Origin of the sequence: Herbiconiux daphne (assembly GCF_024979295.1) — a bacterium.
GTDB classification, from domain to species: domain Bacteria; phylum Actinomycetota; class Actinomycetes; order Actinomycetales; family Microbacteriaceae; genus Herbiconiux; species Herbiconiux daphnes.
The window spans coordinates 533,704-555,153 of record NZ_JANLCJ010000001.1 but is presented as its reverse complement, the minus strand read 5'-3'; the positions used below and the strand labels follow the sequence as shown (position 1 = coordinate 555,153).

The 21,450-nt window shown below is 68.6% G+C and carries 20 protein-coding genes, 1 tRNA gene, 1 pseudogene and 1 riboswitch; of the genes and pseudogenes, 11 read left to right on the top strand and 11 right to left on the bottom strand.

Going from position 1 to position 21,450, the window contains the following annotated elements; genetic code table 11:
- The first annotated feature begins 45 nt into the window (after positions 1-45).
- The 4 genes and pseudogenes from pstS to pstB all read left to right on the top strand — a co-directional run bounded on the left by pstS (position 46) and on the right by pstB (position 4,391).
- The gene (pstS, locus tag N1032_RS02905; protein ID WP_259537327.1) at positions 46-1,179 is read left to right on the top strand and encodes a phosphate ABC transporter substrate-binding protein PstS; all 1,134 of its coding nucleotides are present in this window, start codon (positions 46-48) and stop codon (positions 1,177-1,179) included.
- A gap of 142 nt (positions 1,180-1,321) precedes the next feature.
- Positions 1,322-2,284, top strand: a pseudogene (gene pstC / locus N1032_RS02900) (phosphate ABC transporter permease subunit PstC); the annotation flags it as partial.
- A gap of 194 nt (positions 2,285-2,478) precedes the next feature.
- Positions 2,479-3,582, top strand: coding sequence for a phosphate ABC transporter permease PstA (gene pstA / locus N1032_RS02895; RefSeq protein ID WP_259537326.1), 1,104 nt, complete (start codon positions 2,479-2,481; stop codon positions 3,580-3,582).
- A 29-nt stretch (positions 3,583-3,611) separates the two neighbouring features.
- Positions 3,612-4,391 (top strand): phosphate ABC transporter ATP-binding protein PstB, encoded by a 780-nt coding sequence (gene pstB / locus N1032_RS02890; protein ID WP_259537325.1) that lies wholly within the window; start codon positions 3,612-3,614, stop codon positions 4,389-4,391.
- A 102-nt stretch (positions 4,392-4,493) separates the two neighbouring features.
- Here pstB and N1032_RS02885 read toward each other — a convergent pair whose 3' ends face one another.
- The 3 genes from N1032_RS02885 to N1032_RS02875 all read right to left on the bottom strand — a co-directional run bounded on the left by N1032_RS02885 (position 4,494) and on the right by N1032_RS02875 (position 6,852).
- Positions 4,494-5,411: an anti-sigma factor gene (locus N1032_RS02885; protein ID WP_259537323.1), complete on the bottom strand. Its 918-nt coding sequence runs from the start codon at positions 5,409-5,411 to the stop codon at positions 4,494-4,496.
- Positions 5,408-6,007, bottom strand: a complete 600-nt coding sequence (locus N1032_RS02880) for a sigma-70 family RNA polymerase sigma factor (RefSeq protein ID WP_259537322.1) — start codon at positions 6,005-6,007, stop codon at positions 5,408-5,410. Before N1032_RS02880 ends, N1032_RS02885 begins: the two co-directional genes overlap by 4 nt.
- Before the next feature lie 212 nt (positions 6,008-6,219).
- Positions 6,220-6,852 (bottom strand): DNA-directed RNA polymerase subunit beta, encoded by a 633-nt coding sequence (locus N1032_RS02875; protein ID WP_259537321.1) that lies wholly within the window; start codon positions 6,850-6,852, stop codon positions 6,220-6,222.
- Between the two features lie 135 nt (positions 6,853-6,987).
- Between N1032_RS02875 and N1032_RS02870 the strand changes: the two genes are divergently transcribed.
- Both N1032_RS02870 and N1032_RS02865 read left to right on the top strand, forming a co-directional pair.
- A tRNA-Lys gene (locus tag N1032_RS02870) sits at positions 6,988-7,060 on the top strand.
- A 64-nt stretch (positions 7,061-7,124) separates the two neighbouring features.
- On the top strand, positions 7,125-7,352 hold the full coding sequence (locus tag N1032_RS02865) for a hypothetical protein (protein ID WP_259537320.1): 228 nt from the start codon (positions 7,125-7,127) through the stop codon (positions 7,350-7,352).
- A 52-nt stretch (positions 7,353-7,404) separates the two neighbouring features.
- Here the strand turns inward: N1032_RS02865 and N1032_RS02860 are convergent, their stop codons facing one another.
- Positions 7,405-7,563 carry a hypothetical protein gene (locus N1032_RS02860; RefSeq protein ID WP_259537319.1) on the bottom strand — a complete coding sequence of 53 codons (159 nt, stop codon included), beginning with the start codon at positions 7,561-7,563 and terminating at the stop codon, positions 7,405-7,407.
- A 141-nt stretch (positions 7,564-7,704) separates the two neighbouring features.
- Between N1032_RS02860 and N1032_RS02855 the strand changes: the two genes are divergently transcribed.
- On the top strand, positions 7,705-10,068 hold the full coding sequence (locus N1032_RS02855) for an arylsulfatase (protein WP_259537318.1): 2,364 nt from the start codon (positions 7,705-7,707) through the stop codon (positions 10,066-10,068).
- Positions 10,069-10,106: 38 nt separating this feature from the next.
- On the opposite strand, the gene N1032_RS02850 is transcribed toward N1032_RS02855, so the two are convergent.
- From N1032_RS02850 to N1032_RS02840, 3 genes are all read right to left on the bottom strand, one after another.
- The gene (locus tag N1032_RS02850) at positions 10,107-11,075 is read right to left on the bottom strand and encodes a DUF4436 domain-containing protein (protein ID WP_259537317.1); all 969 of its coding nucleotides are present in this window, start codon (positions 11,073-11,075) and stop codon (positions 10,107-10,109) included.
- Positions 11,076-11,105: 30 nt separating this feature from the next.
- Entirely contained in the window at positions 11,106-11,408 is a 303-nt protein-coding gene (locus N1032_RS02845; RefSeq protein ID WP_259537316.1) for a DUF7882 family protein, read from the bottom strand.
- Positions 11,409-11,561: 153 nt separating this feature from the next.
- Positions 11,562-11,897 carry a DUF7882 family protein gene (locus tag N1032_RS02840; RefSeq protein WP_259537315.1) on the bottom strand — a complete coding sequence of 112 codons (336 nt, stop codon included), beginning with the start codon at positions 11,895-11,897 and terminating at the stop codon, positions 11,562-11,564.
- Between the two features lie 124 nt (positions 11,898-12,021).
- Between N1032_RS02840 and N1032_RS02835 the strand changes: the two genes are divergently transcribed.
- The 4 genes from N1032_RS02835 to N1032_RS02820 all read left to right on the top strand — a co-directional run bounded on the left by N1032_RS02835 (position 12,022) and on the right by N1032_RS02820 (position 16,842).
- Entirely contained in the window at positions 12,022-12,615 is a 594-nt protein-coding gene (locus tag N1032_RS02835) for a TetR/AcrR family transcriptional regulator (RefSeq protein ID WP_259537314.1), read from the top strand.
- Positions 12,612-14,348 carry an ABC transporter ATP-binding protein gene (locus N1032_RS02830; protein ID WP_259537312.1) on the top strand — a complete coding sequence of 579 codons (1,737 nt, stop codon included), beginning with the start codon at positions 12,612-12,614 and terminating at the stop codon, positions 14,346-14,348. Before N1032_RS02835 ends, N1032_RS02830 begins: the two co-directional genes overlap by 4 nt.
- On the top strand, positions 14,345-16,324 hold the full coding sequence (locus tag N1032_RS02825) for an ABC transporter ATP-binding protein (protein ID WP_259537311.1): 1,980 nt from the start codon (positions 14,345-14,347) through the stop codon (positions 16,322-16,324). Before N1032_RS02830 ends, N1032_RS02825 begins: the two co-directional genes overlap by 4 nt.
- A 143-nt stretch (positions 16,325-16,467) precedes the next feature.
- Entirely contained in the window at positions 16,468-16,842 is a 375-nt protein-coding gene (locus N1032_RS02820) for a DUF4190 domain-containing protein (RefSeq protein WP_259537310.1), read from the top strand.
- Positions 16,843-16,865: 23 nt separating this feature from the next.
- On the opposite strand, the gene N1032_RS02815 is transcribed toward N1032_RS02820, so the two are convergent.
- From N1032_RS02815 to N1032_RS02800, 4 genes are all read right to left on the bottom strand, one after another.
- Positions 16,866-17,792, bottom strand: coding sequence for an aldose 1-epimerase family protein (locus tag N1032_RS02815; protein ID WP_259537308.1), 927 nt, complete (start codon positions 17,790-17,792; stop codon positions 16,866-16,868).
- Positions 17,793-17,841: 49 nt separating this feature from the next.
- Positions 17,842-18,723 (bottom strand): bifunctional methylenetetrahydrofolate dehydrogenase/methenyltetrahydrofolate cyclohydrolase, encoded by an 882-nt coding sequence (locus N1032_RS02810; RefSeq protein ID WP_259537306.1) that lies wholly within the window; start codon positions 18,721-18,723, stop codon positions 17,842-17,844.
- Positions 18,720-19,991 carry a serine hydroxymethyltransferase gene (glyA, locus tag N1032_RS02805; protein ID WP_259537305.1) on the bottom strand — a complete coding sequence of 424 codons (1,272 nt, stop codon included), beginning with the start codon at positions 19,989-19,991 and terminating at the stop codon, positions 18,720-18,722. The genes N1032_RS02810 and glyA overlap by 4 nt, the downstream gene beginning before the upstream one ends.
- Positions 19,992-20,034: 43 nt before the next feature.
- Positions 20,035-20,118: riboswitch (ZMP/ZTP riboswitch) on the bottom strand.
- 7 nt (positions 20,119-20,125) lie between these two features.
- Positions 20,126-21,364 (bottom strand): MFS transporter, encoded by a 1,239-nt coding sequence (locus N1032_RS02800; RefSeq protein WP_259537304.1) that lies wholly within the window; start codon positions 21,362-21,364, stop codon positions 20,126-20,128.
- Positions 21,365-21,450 lie beyond the last annotated feature (86 nt).

Sequence of the window (21,450 nt, the reverse complement as noted above, 5' to 3'; positions counted from 1 at the left end):
ATTCACTGAGGGCGTCGCGGGAGAACCTCATTCGAAGGGAACACAGTGAAGCTCAAGAACGTGGCAGCGGTGGGCAGCCTTGCCCTCGTGACCGCCCTCGCGCTCTCCTCCTGCGCGAGCAGCGGCGGCGACGCCGGGAGCACCGACTCGGCGACCCCCACTTCGGCCGCACCGACGATCGACTTCGCGTCGCTCTCCGGCACCATCACGGCCGGTGGCTCCAGCGCCCAGGCCAACGCCGAGGCGGCGTGGATCACGGCATTCACCGCTCAGGCCAAGGGTGTCACCATCAACTACGACAAGTCGCAGGGCTCGGGCGGTGGCGTCACCAACTGGCTCGCCGGCAGCTACGACTTCGCGGGCTCCGACTCGCCCCTGAAAGACGACCAGATCACCCAGTCGCAGACCCTCTGCGGCCCCGGCGGCGCCCTCAACCTGCCCGTCTACCTCGACGGCGTCGCGGTCATCTACAACCTCGCCGGCGTCACCGACCTGAACCTCTCGTCGGCCACCATCGCGAAGATCTTCTCGCTGCAGATCACCACCTGGAACGACCCGGCCATCGCCGCCGACAACCCCGGCGTGACCCTGCCGTCGACCCCGATCACCACCGTTACCCGTTCCGACGGCTCCGGCACCACGACCAACTTCACGAACTACCTCTCGCAGACCCAGCCTTCGATCTGGACGAACGCACCGGGCAACGCCTGGCCGATCGCCGGCTCGAGCGCCCAGCAGGGTGGCTCCGGCGTCGTGAACACGGTCAAGGCCGGCGACGGCACGATCGGCTACGCCGACCACAGCGCCATCGGTGACCTCACCGCGGCCAACGTGCAGGTGGGCACCGGAACCGACTTCGTGGCGTTCAGCGCCGAGGGCGCCTCGAACGCGTTCACGGCTGCGGCCACGACCGTCGACACCGGCGTCGAGGGCGACCTCGCGCAGAAGATCGACTACACGGCGATCACCGACGCTGACGCGTACCCGATCCCGCTGATCTCCTACCAGATCCTCTGCACCACCTTCGCCGACGAGGCGCAGGGTGAGCTCACCAAGGCGTTCGTCAGCTACGTCGCGAGCGACCAGGGCCAGCAGATCTCCGCGAAGAACGCCGGCGCGGCTCCGATCCCCGCCGACATGCTCGCGCAGATCGCGACCAGCCTCGAGCTCGTCAAGTAACACCCCCTTCACAAACCCGTTGCCGTCTGGCTCGTCTACGCCAATACCCTTGAGAAAGAGTGCAGTGAGCGAAAACACAGCTGTTCGATCCGCCGCAAGGAACAACGGCGGAGACGACCAGACGGCAACCGGTAAGGACACGATGAGCAAGCCCGGCCCCTCGAGCCCCCAGCAACGCGCCCCGAAGGGCATGCGGGCCAAGGCCCGCCCCGCCGACCGCATCTTCCTGGGATTGAGCACCGGCTCCGCCGCCTCGATCATGGTGATCCTGGCCGGCGTCGCGCTGTTCCTCATCATCCAGGCCGTGCCGGCCATCATGGCCGACTGGCAGAACAACCCCGAGCTGAACGAAGGCCCCACCAGCGGTTACGCCAACTTCTGGACCTACGTCGGCCCCCTCATCTTCGGAACGCTCTTCGCCTCGGCGATCGCGCTCATCATCGGCGCCCCGATCGCCATCGGCATCGCGCTGTTCATCTCGCACTACGCACCGCGCCGCCTCGCCGGCATCCTGGGCTACCTCGTCGACCTGCTCGCCGCGGTGCCCTCGATCGTCTTCGGCCTCTGGGGCATCATCGTCATCCGCCCGTTCCTGCTGCCCCTGTCGGACTGGCTGAACACCTACCTGGGCTGGATCCCCTTCTTCGGCGGAACCGTGTCGACCACCGGCTCCACCATCCTCGCCGGCGCCGTGGTGCTGGCCGTGATGATCCTGCCGATCATCACCTCCATCTCGCGCGAGATCTTCCTGCAGACCCCGCGTCTGCACGAGGAGGCCGCGCTGGCGCTCGGCGCCACCAAGTGGGAGATGATCAAGATGGCCGTCTTCCCCTACGGCCGCTCCGGCGTCATCAGCGCCACGCTGCTCGGACTCGGACGCGCGCTCGGTGAGACGATGGCGATCGCCCTCATCATCTCGCCCGCCATCCTGGTGTCGGTGCGCATGCTCACCGAGGGTGAGAACTCGCAGACCATCGCCGCCAACATCGCCCTCAACTTCCCGATCGCCACCACGCTCCAGCGTGAAGCGCTGATCGGCACCGGCCTGCTGCTGTTCGTCATCTCGCTCGCGGTGAACATGCTCGCGCGGATCATCGCCGGGCGCGCGGGCAAGAGCGCGCTGAAGAAGCGCAAGAAGATGCTCGCGCAGCTGCCGCCCTCCGACCCCAGCACCGTTCTGGCCGTCGACGACGTGCTCGCCGGCCGCGCCACGGCCGCCCAGGCCACCACCGGGGCTGCGGCCGCCATCGACGGCGACGAAACCGAAACCAGCAAGGAAGAGCGAGAGGGAAACGACGCGTGAGCGCCACGATCAGCCCCACGAGGCAGCCCACCGGGCCCATCGCCAACTCCCTGACCTCGGGTCAGCTCCCCCGCTTCGTCGAGTGGTACGTGCTGGCCGGCTCGCTCGCGCTGAGCGCCGTGCTCCTGCTGCTCATGGGCTTCAACATCGCCGGCTGGCTCGTGCTGGCCGCCGTGATCTACCTGATCGCGCTCGGCATCCTCTCGATCGTGGTCGAGAACCGCCGCAAGGCCACCGACCGGGTGGTGCGCGGTCTCGTCACCGTGGCCTTCCTGCTCGCGCTGGCACCGCTCATCTCGACCCTGTTCACCGTGGTCGCGAACGGCATCGGCGCGGTCAACTGGAACTTCATCACCCAGACCTCGGGTTCGACGTTCAACGCCGACACCCTCGAGGTGACGCAGCAGGTCGGCGCCCTTCAGGCCATCGTCGGCACGCTCATCATCACCGGCATCGCCGCCCTGATCTCGATTCCCATCGGCATCCTGACGGCCATCTACCTGGTCGAATACGCCAAGCCGGGCAACTGGATGGCGCGCACCGTCACCTTCCTCGTCGACGTCATGACGGGCATCCCCTCGATCGTCGCCGGTCTGTTCGCCTTCTCGCTGTTCACGCTCATCGTGGGCCCGAAGGCGTTCAGCGGGTTCTCGGCATCCGTCGCCCTGTCGGTGCTCATGATCCCGATCGTCGTGCGGTCGTGCGAGGAGATGCTGCGGCTCGTGCCCGGCGACCTGCGCGAGGCCTCTTACGCCCTCGGTGTGTCGAAGTTCTCGACCATCACCAAGATCGTGCTGCCCACCGCCATCGCCGGCATCGTGACGGGCATCATGCTCGCCATCGCCCGCGTCATCGGCGAGACCGCGCCGATCTTCATGGCGGCGAGCTTCACCGACAACTTCAACGCCAACCCCTTCGAGGGCCCGATGCAGACCCTCCCGGTCATGGCCTACACCGGCTACAAGTTCCCGGGGCAGGACATCGCGGCCTCGAACGACTCCGCCTGGGGCGCCGCCCTGCTGCTCGTCATCCTCGTCGTCATCCTCAACCTCATCGCCCGGGTCGTCGCGAAGGTCTTCGCGCCCAAGGGCTCACGGTAACCCGAACCACCCACCGAAAAGGACCTTTCGTGTCGAAGCGCATCGAAGTCAACGACCTCAACGTCTACTACGGCGATTTCCTCGCCGTCGAAGGCGTCAACATCAACATCGAACCGCGCACGGTGACCGCGTTCATCGGCCCGTCTGGCTGTGGCAAGAGCACCTTCCTGCGCACACTCAACCGCATGCACGAGGTCATCCCGGGTGCCTACGTCAAGGGTGAGGTGCTGATCGACGGCAACGACCTCTACGCCCCCGGTGTCGACCCGGTGCTCGTGCGCCGCCAGGTCGGCATGGTGTTCCAGCGGGCCAACCCGTTCCCCACCATGACCATCAAGGACAACGTGCTGGCCGGGGTGCGCCTCAACAACAAGCGTCTCTCGAAGAGCGACGGTGACGACCTGGTCGAGAAGTCGCTCAAGGGCGCCAACCTCTGGGAAGAGGTGAAAGACCGCCTCAACCTGCCGGGCTCCGGACTCTCGGGCGGTCAGCAGCAGCGCCTGTGCATCGCCCGCGCGATCGCGGTCTCGCCCGACGTGCTGCTGATGGACGAGCCCTGCTCGGCGCTCGACCCCATCTCGACCCTCGCCATCGAAGACCTGATCGAGGAGCTCAAGCAGGAGTACACGATCGTGATCGTGACCCACAACATGCAGCAGGCCTCGCGCGTGAGCGACAAGACGGCGTTCTTCAACATCGCCGGCACCGGCAAGCCGGGCAAGCTGATCGAGTTCGACGCCACGACGAACATCTTCAGCAACCCCTCGGTTCAGGCCACGGAAGACTACGTCTCCGGCCGCTTCGGTTGATTCTGCGCCGCACTGGCGGCATCGTCAGACCGCACCAGGTCTGACCGCTCTCAGGTCCGAAAAGCGACGTACACGCCGCCGCTTTTCGGGCCTTGGTCGTTCCTAGGCCGTCTCGCCCACGATGATCGGGGTGGTGGTGGGGGCCGGTGAGCCGCCCGCCGGTTCGACGGTGACGCCGATGGTGTCGCCGGGGGTCAGGGCGCCGTCGAGCACGTGCCACGAGGTTCCTTCGGCCGCGGCGGCGAAGGTGCCCGCCGGGGCAGCGCCGTCGGCGTCGATGTACCAGGCCTCGTAGACCTTGCCGTCGGGCAGGGTCGGCAGGCCGTCGACGAGCACCGCCGAGCGGCCGAGTTCGTTCGACCACACGAGCGTGGCGGTGCCGCCGCCGTCGACGGCGACCGTCTGGCGCGCCACGTCGTCGGCCGCGGCGATCTCGGCGAGACCCGACGCGGAGGCATCGGTCACCACCGGGGCACCGGGCTGGTCGGTGAGGGCACTGCCCACGAACCCGCCACCCACGAACAGCGCGGCGGCCGCGGCGACACCGGCCACGAAGCCGACGGGTCGCGAGAACCAGCGGGCACGGGCGCGGGATTCGACGGGACCGGCGAGGGCGGGAGCCGCCTCGGCCGGGGAGACGGTGGCCGGCACCTCGGCCGGGATGACCTCGGCGACCGACGCGGCGGGTGAGTGCGCGGCATCCGGAGCCTGGTCGAGAGACTCGGGGGCATCCGTCGCCGCGTGCCGGGCCGAACCGGCGCCCGAGAGCGGCAGCTGCGGGGTCGACGAGAGCTTCGCCATGAGGTCGGCCTTGAGTCGCGTCGAGGGGGTCACCGGGGTGGCGGCGAGTCCGAGCAGCGTCGCGGTCTCGACCAGTCCGTCGGTCTCGTCGCGCAGGGTGGCCGACGAATCGGTCGCCTTCTCGAAGCTCTCGGCCTCGGTCGCCGAGACCGCGTCGAGGGCGTAGGCCCCGGTCAGCAGGCGGGGGTCGAGGTCGTCGTCGCTGCGTGTGCCGCTCATGAGTGCACCCCCAGTTCGTCTCGAAGTCTGATCATGCCGTCGCGCAACCGCGTTTTCACGGTGCCGACGGGAATGGAGAGGATGCCGGCGATCTCGCTGTGGCTGTAGCCGCCGTAATACGCGAGGGAGATCGCTTCGCGCTGCAGCTCGGTCAACTGCGCCATGGCTCTCTTCACCCTCTCGTGTTCGATGCGGATCTCGACGGATTCGCTGACCTGGTCGTATTCGGGCTCGATGTCCCGCAGGCCGATCCGCTCGTCGCGGTCGTGGCCCGCTTGCGAGGAACGCACGCGGTCGACCGCTCGGCGGTGCGACATGGTGAGGATCCACGACATCGCGCTGCCGCGGTGCGACTCGAACTTCGACGCGGTCTTCCAGATCTCCAGAAAGACCTCCTGGGCGACCTCTTCGGACTGCGCGTGGTCGACGAGCACCCTCTTGACGAGACCGAGCACGCGCGGGGCGGTTCGGTCGTACAGCTCGGAGAAGGCTTCCTGGTCTCCTCGCGAGATGAGTTCAAGCAGGCTTTCGAACGTCACAGCGGCTTCGGCACTCTCTGTGTCCGGCCCTCGGTCGGTGGTCACGAGTTCAAGCATGACAGGTCACACTTGCAAACGGTCGATCACCGTGGGTACTGCGGGTTGCGGTCACATCACGTATTCGGAGCGCACGCCTCGGCGGATTGCCTGGCAACGGATGCCGCGGCGTGAGAACCGGGTCGCGGAACGCCTCTCGGCGGAAGGCCGCTCGTAGCGGCGAATATTGGAGCCCGGGGTTACCGCGACCCGGCTTGATCCATTTTACGCGATCAGTCGAGGTTGTCGTGCCGCCAGAGCGTCGCCGACTGGCTCAGGTCGTCGCCGATGGTCTCGAAGCGCAGCGCGCGGGTGGTGAGGGTCGACGCCGTGTCGGGGGCGCCGAGCTCGGCCTCGTCGGCGATCGCGGCGCATCCGTGGGCCATGATGCGGCAGAACGCCGAAGCCCGATCGAGGGCGATCGCGAAGTCGCCTGTGAAGAGGCCGCGAAGAATCTGATCGGCGAGCTCGGTGATCTCTTTCGGCCCGGTCGGCGACTCTGCGCCGGCGACCACGGGGTCGATGCCCGGGATGCCCTGCGACCCGCGCTCGAAGAAGTAGGCGGCCTGCTCGGGGTCTTGCAGGATGAGGGCGCGCAGCAGGTAGATGCGCCATAGGCTGCCGGGCAGGCTGTGGGCGCTCGCCCGCGACCAGAGTTCGGCGATGGCGTCGATGCCGTGGTCGTCGGTGAAGGCGAGCAGACGATCGATCACGGCGGGATCGGGGTCGTCACGAACGCGGCTGAGCAGCGCGCCGGCGGTCTCGTGGGCCACCCGGTTGATCTTCGCCGGGTCTTCGCCGCCCTGGAAGGCCTCGAAGGCCGAACCGTCGAAGAGTGCCGGCTTGTGGTGGAAGTCGTTGCTCATGCCATCCATTCTGCGCCTGATCGCGTGTCACCCACCTCAACGCCCGGTGGCGGCATCCGTTACCCGCTCCGCTGACGCGCAGAGCGAACGCCCGCGGCTCCGGGGCCGCGCAAATAGCGCTAGATTGGATGCCGAGGGCCTGTAGCTCAGTTGGCAGAGCATCGGACTTTTAATCCGCGGGTCGAGGGTTCGAGCCCCTCCGGGCCCACCTCATCGGGAGTGTTCGCCTGGCGTTCGCTGCCCGTTCGCCTGCGGCGGCTAGCGTTCGCCGCATGGACTTGGTGAATCTGGCCGCCTTCGGCGTGATCGCGTGCGTCATGACGGCGCTGGCGCTCGGCTTCGTGGCCATCGACTCCCGAAGCGACCCCGAGGTGCGCGAGCGCTTCGAGCGCGACCGGATGCGGGTGCAGCATGCCTTCTCGCACGGGCTCACGGTCGACGAGATCGCCGCCGACACGGCGATGGGCGTGCGCCGCGTGCGGAAGCTGCTCGTCGGCTGAGGTCGGGCGCCCCGAAGGCCCCGGACGAGCGGGGGCGCCTCGCGGGCTGAGGTCAGGCGCCTCGGCGGATGTAGCGGATGATCGCCGCGATGACCGCGAGGATCACGATGACGAGCCCGACCCAGAGCAAGAACTTCGCCGCCTCGACGAAGACTCCGATGAGGAGAAGGACGATTCCGATAACGAGTGCGCCAATGGCCAATCCGATCATGGGTCCACTCTGCCATACGGCGGCGACTCCGCCCGCCCGGCAAATCACCCGGTTCGGGTGGAGCATCACCGGCGCCGACCTTCTTGGATGGCAGGAGGGCACGGTCGTCGCCGGGGCGGCCGCCCGAGCCGGAGGACGACCATGACCGAGACCCCGAACGACTGGCAGCGTTCCAGCCTGCCCATTCCCGACCTCGCCTACACGGGCACGGTCACCTACGACGCCACCTCACCCGACACGCACTATCCGCCGATCACGCAGGTGCGACCGCCGGCCGGGGCGCCGAACGTGCTCGTGGTGCTGATCGACGACTGCGGTTTCGGGGCGACGAGCGCGTTCGGCGGGCCGGTGCACACGCCGAACTTCGAGCGCGTGGCCGCCCAGGGCATCAAGTACACCCGCTTCCACACCACCGCGCTCTGCTCCCCCACCCGCGCGGCGCTGCTCTCGGGGCGCAACCACCACACCGTCGGCATGGGCGGCATAACCGAGATCGCCACCAGCGCCCCCGGCTACAACTCGCTGCGCCCCAACAACTGCGCCCCGCTGGCCGAGACGCTGAAACTCAACGGCTACAGCACGGCCCAGTTCGGCAAGTGCCACGAGGTGCCGGTGTGGGAGACCAGCGCCGTCGGCCCGTTCGACCACTGGCCCCACCCGGGCGGCGGCTTCGAGTACTTCTACGGTTTCATCGGCGGCGAGACCAACCAGTGGTACCCCGCGATCTACGAGAACACCTCGCCGGTCGAGCCCTGGGGCACGCCCGAACAGGGCTACCACTTCATGGCCGACATGACCGACAAAGCCATCGACTGGACGAAGCAGCAGAAGTCCCTCGCCCCCGACAAGCCGTTCTTCACCTATTTCGCGCCCGGCGCCACCCACGCCCCGCACCATGTGCCGGTGGAGTGGGCCGACAAGTACAAGGGCCGCTTCGACCAGGGGTGGGACGCCGTGCGGGAAGAGACCTTCGCCGCCCAGAAGCAACTGGGGGTGGTGCCACCGGATGCGGTGCTCACCGAGCGCAGTCGCGGCATCCCGTCGTGGAACGAGATGAGCGACGACATCAAGCCGACCCTGGCGCGCGAGATGGAGGTCTACGCCGGTTACCTCGAGTACGCCGACCATCACGTGGGCCTGCTGCTCGACGCGCTCGACGAGATCGGCGAGCTCGAGAACACGCTGATCTACCTCATCATCGGCGACAACGGCGCGAGCGCCGAGGGCACGATGACCGGCACCACGAACGAGGCCTTCACGATCAACCACATGGAGGACATCGAGACGGATGCCTACAAGATCGCCCACAAAGACGACCTCGGCACCCCGCGCAGCTACAACCACTACGCGATCGGCTGGGCGCACGCCATGGACACGCCCTACCAGTGGACCAAGCAGGTCGCCTCGCACTGGGGCGGCACCCGCAACGGCACCGTCGTGTCGTGGCCGGCGGGCATCCAGGCGCGCGGCGAGGTGCGCAACCAATTCGCGCACGTGATCGACGTGGCGCCGACGGTGCTGGCCGCCGCGGGCATCCCCGAGCCGCACACCGTCAACGGCGTGACGCAGCGCCCCTACGAGGGCACACCGATGAACTACAGCTTCGACGACGCCGAGGCGCCCGAGCGGCACACCACCCAGTACTTCGAGATGCTCGGCAACCGCGCCATCTTCCACCTGGGGTGGACGGCCGTGGCCAAGCACAAGGATCCGTGGCTCGCGTCGTCGCACGGCCTCGACGACGACGTCTGGGAGCTCTACAACGTCGAGGAGGACTGGACGCAGTCGCAGGACCTTGCCGCCGCCGAACCGCAGAAGCTCGCCGAGCTGCAGCGGCTGTTCCTCATCCAGGCGGCCCGGTTCAACGTGTTGCCGATGGACACGCGCTCGGCCGAGCGCTTCAACGGCGAGCTGGTCGGCCGGCCGGAGCTCGTGAAGGGCACCTCACAGACCTTCTACTCCGGCATGAAGCGCATGAGCGAGAACTCGGTGGTGAACGTCAAGAACAAATCGTTCACCGTGACCGCCGCCGTGACACTGCCCGAGGGCGGAGGAGCCGGCGTGATCATCGCCCAGGGCGGCTCCTACGGCGGCTGGAGCTTCTATCTCACCGATGGCCGGCTCGCGTTCGCCTACAACCTCGGCGGCGTCGCCACCGAGTACGTGCGGGCGGATGCGCCGCTCGGCGCGGGCGCGCACGAACTGCGGGTGCACTTCGCCTACGACGGGGGCGGGCTCGGCAAGGGCGGCACGGTCACGCTCTTCGACGGCGACACGTCGCTCGCCTCAGGGCCGATCTCGCGCACGCTGCCGTTCTTCTTCTCGATGGATGAGACCGTCGACATCGGCTCCGACCTCGCGTCGCCGGTGTCGGCGGACTACGGGCCGACGGGCAACGAGTTCACCGGCCGCATCACATGGGTGCGACTCGACGTGGGCGACGACGACCACTCGCACCTGGCCGACCCCGATCACCTGATGCAGATCGCGATGACGCGCCAGTAGGCGGCGCGGGCGCGGCGCGGTGTGCGGGGCGCGCCCGGTCAGGAGCGGGTCGGCTTCACGGCCGGCCCGTTCCACCGCACCCACGCGGCGACGTAGATGACGAGACCGGTGACGAGGGCGGCGATCACCCAGAGCACGATCAAGAAGTCGATCCAGGATCCGATCGGCGGAGACCCGGGCAGGAAGGTGCGCAGCGGGATGGTGGCGAAGAGCATCGCGCCCATCCAGCTCATCAGCGTCGCCTCGACCTTGCGCCGGCCGGTGAAGGCGAGGATCGCGACGGTCAGCACGAGCGCGGGCATCACCACGAGCAGCCCCAGCAGCAAGAAGCCGAACGCCATCGTGCTGCCCGAGCGCGACGCCGTGAGGTCGATGACGTCGAGATTCTGACGCCCGTCGGGCCCGACGACGTAATAGTCGCTGGGGCGCTCGATGGCGCCGAACGACCACCCCGAGACGTAGCCCTCCATCTCGACGACGGTGCGGAGCGGCATCTTCTCACCGTCGACGACCGTGTAGGCGAGAACGACCAGCTCGCTCTGCTGGTAGCGGTCGAACGGCCAGTTCTCGATCGCCCCGGGGGTGTTCACCTCGACGGTCGTGCTCGACGGGATCGCCCCCTCTTCGAGCTCGATGCTCTGGGCGCCGGCGACCGGCGAGATGATCACGCTGAGCGGAGCGTTCAGGGTGATGTCGTCTTTCGTGATGAGCTTCTGGGGCGCCGCGATGTCGACGTCCATGACGATGCGTTCACCCGGTCCGTTCACCGACTGCGGAGCGAGCCGCACCGTCACGACCGACGGGTCGGCGTCGCGGTCGGCGTTCAGCGAAACGGGCCGACCGCTCGCGGCGTAGAGCAGCACCACCACGACGTACACGACCACGGCGAGCGCGATGAGCGCGATCACGGGCCCTCGGAACCGCCAGTGGCGACGCGCGCTCTGCGCCCCGCGCGAGGCGTCGGCCTCGGGCTCGGGGCGGGGTTCCGGTGACGATGCGGCGCTCACGCTCCGAGCATAGCGAGCGCGACCGTCGCCTCAGCCCTCGTCGGGCTCCGGCATGATCCGCAGGTCTCCCCGGCTCGCCGCCGTGCTCATCAGGTCGATCCAGGCCCGGTTGATCGCCGGCGGGCGGCTGCCGAAGAAGCGGAACCGCAGCGGGATGGCCGGATGCACCCAGAGCGACTCGCGACCGCTGCCCCGGTCGGCCTCGACGGTCCACGACAGGGCGAACGACTCCTGGTTGCGCATCTTCGACACGATCACGAGACGCAGGTGCGCGAGGAGTCGGTCGTCGAGCTCGATCTCCGATGAGTTCGGACCGTAGATCAAGAGGCCCAAGCCGATGCTCCCCGCGTGTTCCGGGGCCGATCGGCTCCCGGTTGGGAGCTTAACCGAGCACAAATCACGGCCAAAATCGCGCATTGGGGGTTGACAACGAGGGAGTGGATTCCGAAAAGTCCGGCCGATGGATGCGCCGCGGCATCCGTCGATTCAGCTGAAGTCGGTCAGCGGATGCGGCACCTGCTCGCCCGACGGCGGCTCGGTGCTGAGGCGCAGATCGCCGCGGTTCGCGGCGCGGGCGAGCTGGTCGAGCCAGGCCCGGTTGAGCTGGGGCGGGCGGCTGCCCGAGAAGCGGAAACGGAGCGGGATGGCGGGATGGATCCAGATGGTCTCGCGGCCACTGCCCTGGTCGGGGTCGATGTCCCACGAGATCGTGAACGACTCGGAGCGCCGCAGCTTCGACAGCATCACGACCTTGAGATGGGCAAGCAGCCGGTCGTCGATGTCGATCTCGCTCGCACTCGGCCCATACATCAGCACACCCATACGAACCGCATCCTCGTCTCCTGGCACGCCCTCAAACCCGGCTCGCCAATCCTACGACACCGCCCTCGCACAGGGTCGCCGGATTCGGTTGCGAGTGAGTGCTCACTCAGGTAGTGTTCCGCGCGTGACCACAACCACCTCCGGGCGCCGAGCGCCGGCCCTGCCGCTGCACGATCGGCGAGCGATGATCGTCGATGCGGTGATCCCGTTGATCACCGAGCACGGCGCCGATGTGACATCGCGGCAGATCGCCGACGCGGCGGGTGTGGCCGAGGGCACCATCTTCCGTGCCTTCGGCGACAAGGAGTCGCTCATGCTCGCGGCCGCCGAGAAGTTCTTCGACCCCGAGACGGCGCTCAACAAGCTGCGGGCCATCGACCCCGACGACCCGCTCGAGGCGAAGATCGCCCAGTTGATCGAACTCTTCCGTGGGCGGTTCAAGGGCGCCATGAGGGTGATGGCGGCGGCCGGCCGGCGTGAGCCGCCGAGGGCTCCCGATCAGCAGGCCTACGACACCATCGTGACGCAGATCTTCGCGCCCGAGGTCGCTCGCCTGCAGCTGACACCCCGTCGGGTGACGCACCTGCTGCGGTTGCTCTCGATGGCCTCGGCCCTGCCGGGGGTCAGCGACGCCGACACGCCCTTCACCACCGACGATCTCACGCACATCGTGCTGCACGGCATCCTCCACGACGAGAAAGCAGTCCTCTCCGCATGACCCTCCTGAAACTGCTCGGGCACTACCTGCGGCCGCACTGGAGGCCGATCGTGCTGGTCGTGCTCTTCCAGCTCATCCAGTCGATCGCCTCGCTCTACCTGCCCACGCTCAACGCCGACATCATCGACGACGGGGTGGCGAAGGGCGACACCGCGTTCATCATGACGACGGGCGCCTGGATGCTCGCGATCACCCTCGTGCAGGTGGCCGCCTCCATCACAGCGGTCTACTTCGGGGCGAAGGTCGCCATGGCGCTCGGCCGCGACCTGCGCGCCGCGATCTTCCATCGCGTCAGCGGCTTCAGCGAGCGCGAGGTGTCGGCGTTCGGCGCCCCCTCGCTGATCACCCGATCCACCAACGACGTGCAGCAGGTGCAGATGCTCGCGCTGATGACCTTCACGCTGCTGGTCTCCGCGCCCATCCTCGCGATCGGCGGCGTGGTGCTCGCGCTGCAGCAAGACCTGGAGCTCTCGTGGATCATCGCGGTCAGCGTTCCGGTGCTGCTGATCGCCCTGAGCGCGATCATCGTGCGCATGGTGCCGCAGTTCCGGCGGATGCAGACGCGTATCGACGCGGTCAACCGCGTGCTGCGCGAGCAGCTCACCGGCATCCGGGTGGTGCGGGCGTTCGTGCGCGAAGACGTCGAGACCGAGCGGTTCGCCCGGGCCAACCGCGACGTGACCGATTCCGGGTTGCGGGCGGGCCGGCTGATCGCGCTGATGTTCCCCACCGTGATGCTCATCCTCAACGTCTCGAGCGTGGCTGTGATCTGGTTCGGCGCCTTCCGCATCGACCAGGGCTCGATGCAGGTCGGCACCCTGATCGCCTTTCTCAGCTACCTCGTGCAGATTCTGATGGCGGTGATGATGGCCACGTTCATGGCCATGATGATCCCCCGCGCCTCGGTCTGCGCCGACCGCATCACCGAGGTGCTGCAGACCGACACCTCGGTCGTGATGCCCGCCGACCCGGTGCGGCAGCTGCGATCGCACGGCGTGGTCGAGCTGCGGCACGCCTCGTTCGCCTACCCCGGTGCCGAGCAGCCGGTGCTTCGCGACCTCGACGTGCGGGTGGAGCCCGGTCAGACGCTCGCCATCATCGGCTCCACCGGCGCCGGCAAGACCACGCTCGTCAACCTGCTCCCCCGGCTGTTCGACGCCACGGCCGGCTCGGTGCTGATCGACGGCGTCGACGTGCGCGACCTCGACCCCGATCTGCTCTGGAGCCGCATCGGCCTGGTGCCGCAGAAGCCCTACCTGTTCTCGGGCACGGTGGCCACGAACCTGCGCTACGGCAAGCCCGACGCCACCGACGACGAACTCTGGCACGCCCTCGAGGTGGCGCAGGCCGCCGACTTCGTGCGCGCAATGGACGGCGGCCTCGACGCCCCCGTCGCGCAGGGCGGCACGACGGTCTCGGGCGGTCAGCGACAGCGGCTCGCCATCGCCCGCGCGCTCGTGAAGAGGCCCGAGATCTACGTGTTCGACGACTCGTTCTCGGCCCTCGACCTGGCGACCGATGCTCGGTTGCGGCAGGCCCTCCGAGCGGATGTCGGCGGCGCCACCATGGTGATCGTCGCCCAGCGCGTCTCGACCATCATCGACGCCGACCAGATCGTGGTGCTCGAAGACGGGGCGATCGTGGGGCGCGGCACCCACGACGAACTCCTCGAGTCGTCGGAGACCTACGCCGAGATCGTCGCGTCACAACTCACCGCGGAGGAGGCAGCATGAGCGGCCAGACCACTCAGAACCCCAACCGCGCCGGCATGATGCGCCGTGGGCCGGGCGGCGGAGGCGGCCCGTTCGGCGGAGCGGGCATGCCGACCGAGAAGTCGATGACCTTCGGCCCCTCCGCGCGCCGGCTGATCGGCCGGCTCAGCCCCCACCGCATCCCGGTCGTCGTGGTGATCGTGCTCGGCATCATCAGCGTCGTCTTCACCGTGCTCGGCCCCTGGCTGCTCGGCCAGGGCACGAACATCATCTTCGCCGGCGCCATCGGCCAGACGCTGCCGGCGGGAATGACCAAAGAGCAGGTGATCGAGAACCTGCGCGCCTCGGGCCAGAACATGCAGGCCGACCTGTTGAGCGGCATCGACCTCGTGCCCGGCCAGCACATCGACTTCGACGCCCTCGCGATGGTGCTCGGCACCGTGCTCGTGCTCTACGTTGCGGCATCCATCTTCTCGTGGCTGCAGGCCCGCCTGCTCAACACCGTCGTGCAGCGCACCGTTTTCTCGCTGCGCGAAGAGGTCGAGGCGAAGATCAACCGCCTGCCACTCGGCTACTTCGACCGCATGCCGCGAGGCGAGCTGCTCAGCCGCGTCACCAACGACATGGACAACGTGGCCCAGAGCCTGCAGCAGACCCTGAGCCAGTTGCTCACCTCGGTGCTCACGGTCGCCGGCATCCTGGTGATGATGTTCGTCACGTCGCCGCTGCTCGCCGTGATCTCGCTCGTCACCATCCCGCTGACGATCGGCATCACCGCCGTCATCGCCAAGCGGTCGCAGAAGCTCTTCGTGGCGCAGTGGTCGCACACCGGCGCGCTCAACGCCCAGGTCGAAGAGAACTTCACCGGCCACGCGCTCGTGAAGGTGTTCGGGCGGCAGCGCGAGGTCGAAGAGACGTTCCGGGCCAAGAACGAGCAGCTCTACCAGGCGAGCTTCGGCGCCCAGTTCGTGTCGGGCATCATCATGCCGGCCATGATGTTCGTCGGAAACCTCGTCTACGTCATCATCGCCGTGGTCGGCGGGCTGCAGGTGGCGACGGGCGCGTTGAGCATCGGTGCCGTGCAGGCCTTCATCCAGTACTCGCGCCAGTTCACGCAGCCCCTCACCCAGCTGGGCTCGATGGTCAACCTTCTGCAGTCGGGTGTGGCGTCGGCCGAGCGCGTGTTCGAGCTGCTCGACGCCGGCGAGCAGACTCCGGATGCCGCGCCCGCACAGTCGCCCAGCGCCAGCCAGGGGCGGCTCGTGTTCGAGAACGTCTCGTTCCGCTACACCCCCGACAAGCCGCTCATCGACGACCTGTCGCTCGTGGCGGAGCCCGGCATGACCGTGGCGATCGTGGGGCCGACCGGGGCGGGGAAGACGACGCTCGTCAACCTCATCATGCGCTTCTACGAGCTCGACGGAGGTCGCATCACGCTCGACGGCGTCGACATCGCCCAGATGACGCGGCGCGACCTGCGCTCGCGCACGGGCATGGTGCTGCAAGACACCTGGCTCTTCGGCGGCACCATCCGCGACAACATCGCCTATGGCCGGCCGGATGCCACCGACGACGAGATCCTCGAGGCCGCTCGCGCCACCTACGTCGACCGCTTCGTGCACTCGCTGCCCGACGGCTACGACACGGTGCTCGACGACGAGGCGTCGAACGTGAGCGCCGGCGAGAAGCAGTTGCTCACCATCGCGCGGGCGTTCCTCGCGAAGCCCAGCGTGCTCATCCTCGACGAGGCCACCTCGTCGGTCGACACCCGCACCGAGCAGCTGGTGCAGAAGGCGATGTCGGCGCTACGGGCCGACCGCACGAGCTTCGTGATCGCGCACCGCCTGTCGACCATCCGCGACGCCGATCTCATCCTCGTGATGGAGGCGGGCAGCATCGTCGAGCAGGGCACCCATTCCGAGCTGCTCGCGGCCGGGGGCGCCTACTACACGCTCTACAACTCGCAGTTCGCGTCGGCGCTGATCGACGAGGGGTGATCGGCGTGGGGGCGGGGCTGATCGGCGGAGGCCGGGGCTGATCGGCGGAGGCCGGGGCTGTTCGGGGAGCGCTGACCGGCCGGGGCTGACGGCACGGGCTCGATCGCATCAGACCCCCAGGTGCGCGGGATAGATTCGACCGCATGAGCTTCCTCCCGTCGTCGGGCGCCGTCCCCGCAGGGTGGTATCCCGACCCCGAGGCAGCCGATGTGCTCCGGTGGTGGGACGGCTACCGCTGGACCGACGACTTCGCTCCCCCGGTGATCGACCCGGCCGACAGCCGCAACGGGTATGCCACGGCGTCGCTCGTGTTCGGCATCATCGCCGTCGGTTTCAACCTGCTGTTCCTGCCGAGCGTTCTGGCGCTCGCGTTCGGCGGCGCCGGCCTCGGCAAGGCCCGCCGCATGGGCGAGGGTCGCGGCATGGCCATCGCCGGGCTCGTGCTCGGGGTGGTCGGCGTCGTGCTGATGATCGCGCTCATCGTGATCGTGGTGGTCGTCGGCATCCGGTCGCGCTGACGAACCCGGCGGCGCCCGCGTGATCAGTTCGCGACGTAGCGGATGCCCCACGAGAGCCGCCAGCTCTCGCCCGGGCGCAGCCAGCGCAGTCCTTCGCCCGAGTTCAACGCGTTCGCGGGCGCCGTCATCGGTTCGATCGCCACAGCCCGACGGGGGCCGCCCGGCGCCTGGAAGTTCGTGGGCGTGAACACCTGCACGAAACCGAAGTTCTCGTCGGCCCACAGTTCGACCCGGCGCCCGTCAGGCGCTTCGAGCCGCTGCACGCTGCGGCCGTTCGTGGTGACCACTCCCCCGAAGCCGTGGTCGATCGACACGTCGCCCACCCGGCGCCCCTGCGTGAGATCGAAGTCGGTGCCGGCGACGGGCTCTTCGGAGACCGGGATCTGGTGGTCGTCGGTGAGGAAGCGGGTCGACGCGTCGACCATGAGCACGAGGTCGCCGATCGGCACGTCGCCGAGCGCGAGGTAGGGATGCGCGCCGACGGCGACCGGTGCGGCCGTCTGCGAGCGGTTGACGATGGTGTGAGTCACGGTCAGGCCGTCGTCGACGAGCGCGTGCTCGACCTCGGTCTCGAGCAGGAACGGGTAGCCGTGCTGCGGATAGACGGCCGCCGCCTGCACCACGCGCTGCGGTTCGTGCAGCACGAGCGCGTAGCCCGTGTTGCGGAGCAGGCCGTGGATGGCGTTGCCCTGCTTCGGCTCGGTGATGTCGAGCTGCTGGGCAGCCCCGTCGAGCTGCCATGCCCCCTGGGCCACCCGGTTCGGCCACGGCACCAGCACGATGCCGGCGGCGCCCGGGGGCGTGGATGACTCGGGGAACGTCTCGACGAGCGCCACGCCGTCGACCTCGAGTGCCCGAAGGCCCGCCGCCACCTGGGTGACCACCGCGGTCACCGTGCGGCCGTCGGCCTCGAGTCTCAGCGGGTACTGGTTGCCGGTGGGTGCATGCACGGCTTCAGCCTACCGATGCGGGTTCTGCCGCCGGACAGTCTGCGCGGCGTCAGCCGGCGGCACGCTCGGCGGCGTCGACCACGTTCTTGAGCAGCATCGCGCGGGTCATCGGCCCGACGCCTCCGGGCACGGGCGAGAGAAAGCCCGCGACCTCGGCCACTCGAGGGTCGACGTCGCCCACGAGGCGCGCCTTGCCGGTCTCCTCGTTGACGATGCGCGTGATGCCCACGTCGAGCACGGCGGCGCCGGGCTTCACCCAGTCGGGCTGGATGAGCGCGGGCACGCCGACCGCCGCGACCACGACATCCGCTCGCCTCACCTCGGCGGCGAGGTCGCGCGTGCGGGAGTGTGTGAGCGTGACCGTCGCGTCGACGCCCTTGCGGGTGGCGAGGAGGCCCAGCGGGCGCCCGACCGTGAGACCGCGTCCGACCACCACCAGGTGCTTGCCGGGCAGGGTCACGCCGTAGCGGGTGAGCATCTCGATGATGCCGGCCGGGGTGCACGGCAGCGGCGAATGCAACTCCCCCTCGACCCCGAGCACGAGTCGGCCGAGGTTGGTGGGGTGCAGCCCGTCGCTGTCTTTGGCAGGATCGATCAGCTCGAGCATCGCGTTCTCGTCGATGCCCGCCGGCAGCGGCAGCTGCACGATGTAGCCGGTGACCGCGGGATTGTCGTTGAGCTCGGCGATCGCGGCGCGAACATCCGCCTCGGTCGCATCATCCGGCAGGTCGACCCGGATCGACTCGATGCCCACCTCGGCGCAGTCGCGGTGCTTGCCGGCGACGTACGAGATGGAGCCCGGGTCGGAGCCCACCAGCAGCGTTCCGAGGCCGGGCACGATACCCCGCGCGCGCAGCGCGGCGACGCGTTCGGCCACCTCGGCCTTGATGGCCTTGGCGGTGGCGACCCCGTCGAGCGTGACGGCTGTCACTGCGCCAGTCCCGGGTAGAGCGGGAACGCGTCGGTGAGCGTCAGCACGCGGGCGCGCAGCTCGGCCACCTCGGGCGCGGGCTTCAGCGCGGTGGCGATGATGTCGGCCACCTCGGTGAACTCGGCGTCGCCGAAGCCGCGGGTGGCGAGCGCGGGCGTGCCGATGCGCAGGCCCGACGTCACCATCGGGGGGCGCGGGTCGAACGGCACCGAGTTGCGGTTCACCGTGATGCCCACCTCGTGCAGGATGTCTTCGGCCTGCTGGCCGTCGAGCTCCGAGGTGCGCAGGTCGGCGAGCACGAGGTGCACGTCGGTTCCGCCGGTGAGCACGTCGACGCCGGCCTCACGGGTGTCCGCCGACGTGAGGCGCTCGGCCAGGATGCGCGCTCCGCTCAGCGTGCGCACCTGGCGGTCTTTGAACTCGTCGGTCGCGGCGAGCTTGAACGCGGTCGCTTTGGCGGCGATGACGTGCATGAGCGGGCCGCCCTGCTGGCCCGGGAAAACGTTGGAGTTGAGCTTCTTCGCCAGCTCCAGGTCGCGGCTCACGATGAAACCCGACCGGGGGCCGCCGATGGTCTTGTGCACGGTCGACGACACCACGTCGGCGTAGGGCACGGGCGACGGATGCAGACCTGCCGCCACGAGTCCGGCGAAGTGCGCCATGTCGACCCAGAGCTTGGCTCCCACCTCGTCGGCGATCTCGCGGAACGCCGCGAAGTCGAGCTGGCGCGGGTACGCCGACCAGCCGGCGATGATGACCTGCGGCCTGTGCTCGAGGGCCTTGTCGCGCACGACGTTCATGTCGACGAGGAACGTCTCGGGGTCGACGCCGTAGGCGACCGCGTTGTAGAGCTTGCCCGAGAAGTTGAGCTTCATGCCGTGCGTGAGGTGGCCGCCGTGCGAGAGCTCGAGGCCGAGGATGGTGTCACCCGGGGTGGCGATCGCCGAGAGCACGGCGGCGTTCGCCGTGGCGCCGGAGTGGGGCTGCACGTTGGCGTAGGCCGCGCCGAAGAGCGACTTCGCGCGGTCGATGGCCAGCTGCTCGGCGATGTCTACGAACTCGCAGCCGCCGTAGTAGCGGCGGCCCGGATAGCCCTCGGCGTACTTGTTGGTGAGCACGGAGCCCTGCGACTGCAGCACCGAGCGGGGCACGAAGTTCTCGCTCGCGATCATCTCGAGCGTGCCGCGCTGGCGGCCCAGTTCGAGCTCGAGAACTTCGGCGATCTCGGGATCGACCTCAGCCAACGGGGCATTGAAGGTGTCGGACATGGCGGGCTCCTTTTCGGCGTGACGGACTAGAGAATACGGGATCCGTATCGACCCAGGCGCGCGGCCGAATCCCTGTCCGTCGCTTCCCGATGGTGACCCCATCTGAACGCCAGTTGCGACGCGGTCAGCTTACCTCAGGAGCGCTGTGCGCGGCGAGTGAGAGCCGGGGTCACGGCGAGCAGCGCGATGCCCAGAACGAGGCCGATGAGGTAGATCCAGGGCAGCGACGTGAGCCCGAGTGCGTCGAGGAAGAACCCGCCGACGAGAGCACCCAGGCCGATGCCGGCGTTGAACGCGGTGGAGTAGAACGCACTCGAGGTGTCGCGGATCGCCGGCGACGCCTCGCGCATCAGCTGCGTCGGCAGCAGGGTCGGGATGACGCCGAAGGCGACCCCCCACACGAAGAACGCGGCGATGGCGATCACGGGGTTCGCGGCGAACAGCGCGAGGGCGAGAACGGATGCCCCGGTCACTCCGAGCGCCACCAGCAGCCCTGTGGCCGGCCGGCGCCCGAAAGCGGCTCCCGCAGTCAGCACGCCGATGGCACCGGCCACGCCGTAGACGAGCAGCAGCAACCCGACCTGACCCTCGGGAACACCCATCTCGCCGATCAGGAACGGGGCGATGTAGGTGTAGAACGCGTAGTTGCCGATCATCACCACGGCCACCAGGATGCAGATGAGTGCCACGACCGGGATGGTGGGATCGAGCGGGCCCTTGCGACGCTGGGCCCGGATCGCGGCGGTGCTCGTCGACACCGGCAGGTGCTTGCGGTGGTCGACCCGCGGCAGCAGCAACCAGATGAAGACGGCCCCTACCAGCGCGAGCGCGCCGATGCCGAGGAACGGCGTGCGCCAGCCGAAAGCGTGGCCGACCGTGGTGGCGAGCGGCACGCCGAGCACGAACGCGAGCGTTCCGCCGCCGGTGGTGATGGCCACCGCGCGGCCGATCTGCTCCTTGGGCACGAGGTGCGCCGAGTAGGCGCCGACCACGCCCCAGAACACACCGTGCGCCATCCCGCCGAGCACGCGCGCGCCGGCGAGCACCTCGAAGCTCGGCGCGAGACCGCCCACGATGCTCGAGGTCGCGATGACCACGAGCACGCCGATCACCAGGCGGTGCCGCGGCACCCGGCGGAAGAGGAAGGTCAGCGGCACGCTGGTCAGCACCACCGCGAACGCGAAGAAGCTGATCAGCAGTCCGGTCTGCGACTCGGAGACACCGAGGCTCGAACTCATCTCGGGCAGCAGGCCGGTGGGGATCATCTCGGCGGTCACCGAGAGGAACACGGCGGTGGCGAGAACGATCATCCCGCCCCAGGGAAAACGCGTGACGACCGGCTGGGATCCGGTCTGCGGCAAAGTTGTGGTCACAGAGTGCGCACCATTCGAAGACAACTCGAAATTCGGCGGACAGAGGAGGCTCGAGTGCCTGTCCTGACGACCTGAAGCACCGTGGC

Bases quoted from the DNA above. Each gene is read 5' to 3' on its own strand.
- N1032_RS02885 (WP_259537323.1), bottom strand. From the start codon at position 5,411: ATGAGCGGCACACGCAGCGACGACGACCTCGACCCCCGCCTGCTGACC.
- N1032_RS02880 (WP_259537322.1), bottom strand. From the start codon at position 6,007: ATGCTTGAACTCGTGACCACCGACCGAGGGCCGGACACAGAGAGTGCC.
- N1032_RS02875 (WP_259537321.1), bottom strand. From the start codon at position 6,852: ATGAGCAACGACTTCCACCACAAGCCGGCACTCTTCGACGGTTCGGCC.
- N1032_RS02865 (WP_259537320.1), top strand. From the start codon at position 7,125: ATGGACTTGGTGAATCTGGCCGCCTTCGGCGTGATCGCGTGCGTCATG.
- N1032_RS02860 (WP_259537319.1), bottom strand. From the start codon at position 7,563: ATGATCGGATTGGCCATTGGCGCACTCGTTATCGGAATCGTCCTTCTC.
- N1032_RS02855 (WP_259537318.1), top strand. From the start codon at position 7,705: ATGACCGAGACCCCGAACGACTGGCAGCGTTCCAGCCTGCCCATTCCC.
- N1032_RS02840 (WP_259537315.1), bottom strand. From the start codon at position 11,897: ATGGGTGTGCTGATGTATGGGCCGAGTGCGAGCGAGATCGACATCGAC.
- N1032_RS02830 (WP_259537312.1), top strand. From the start codon at position 12,612: ATGACCCTCCTGAAACTGCTCGGGCACTACCTGCGGCCGCACTGGAGG.
- N1032_RS02825 (WP_259537311.1), top strand. From the start codon at position 14,345: ATGAGCGGCCAGACCACTCAGAACCCCAACCGCGCCGGCATGATGCGC.
- N1032_RS02820 (WP_259537310.1), top strand. From the start codon at position 16,468: ATGAGCTTCCTCCCGTCGTCGGGCGCCGTCCCCGCAGGGTGGTATCCC.
- glyA (WP_259537305.1), bottom strand. From the start codon at position 19,991: ATGTCCGACACCTTCAATGCCCCGTTGGCTGAGGTCGATCCCGAGATC.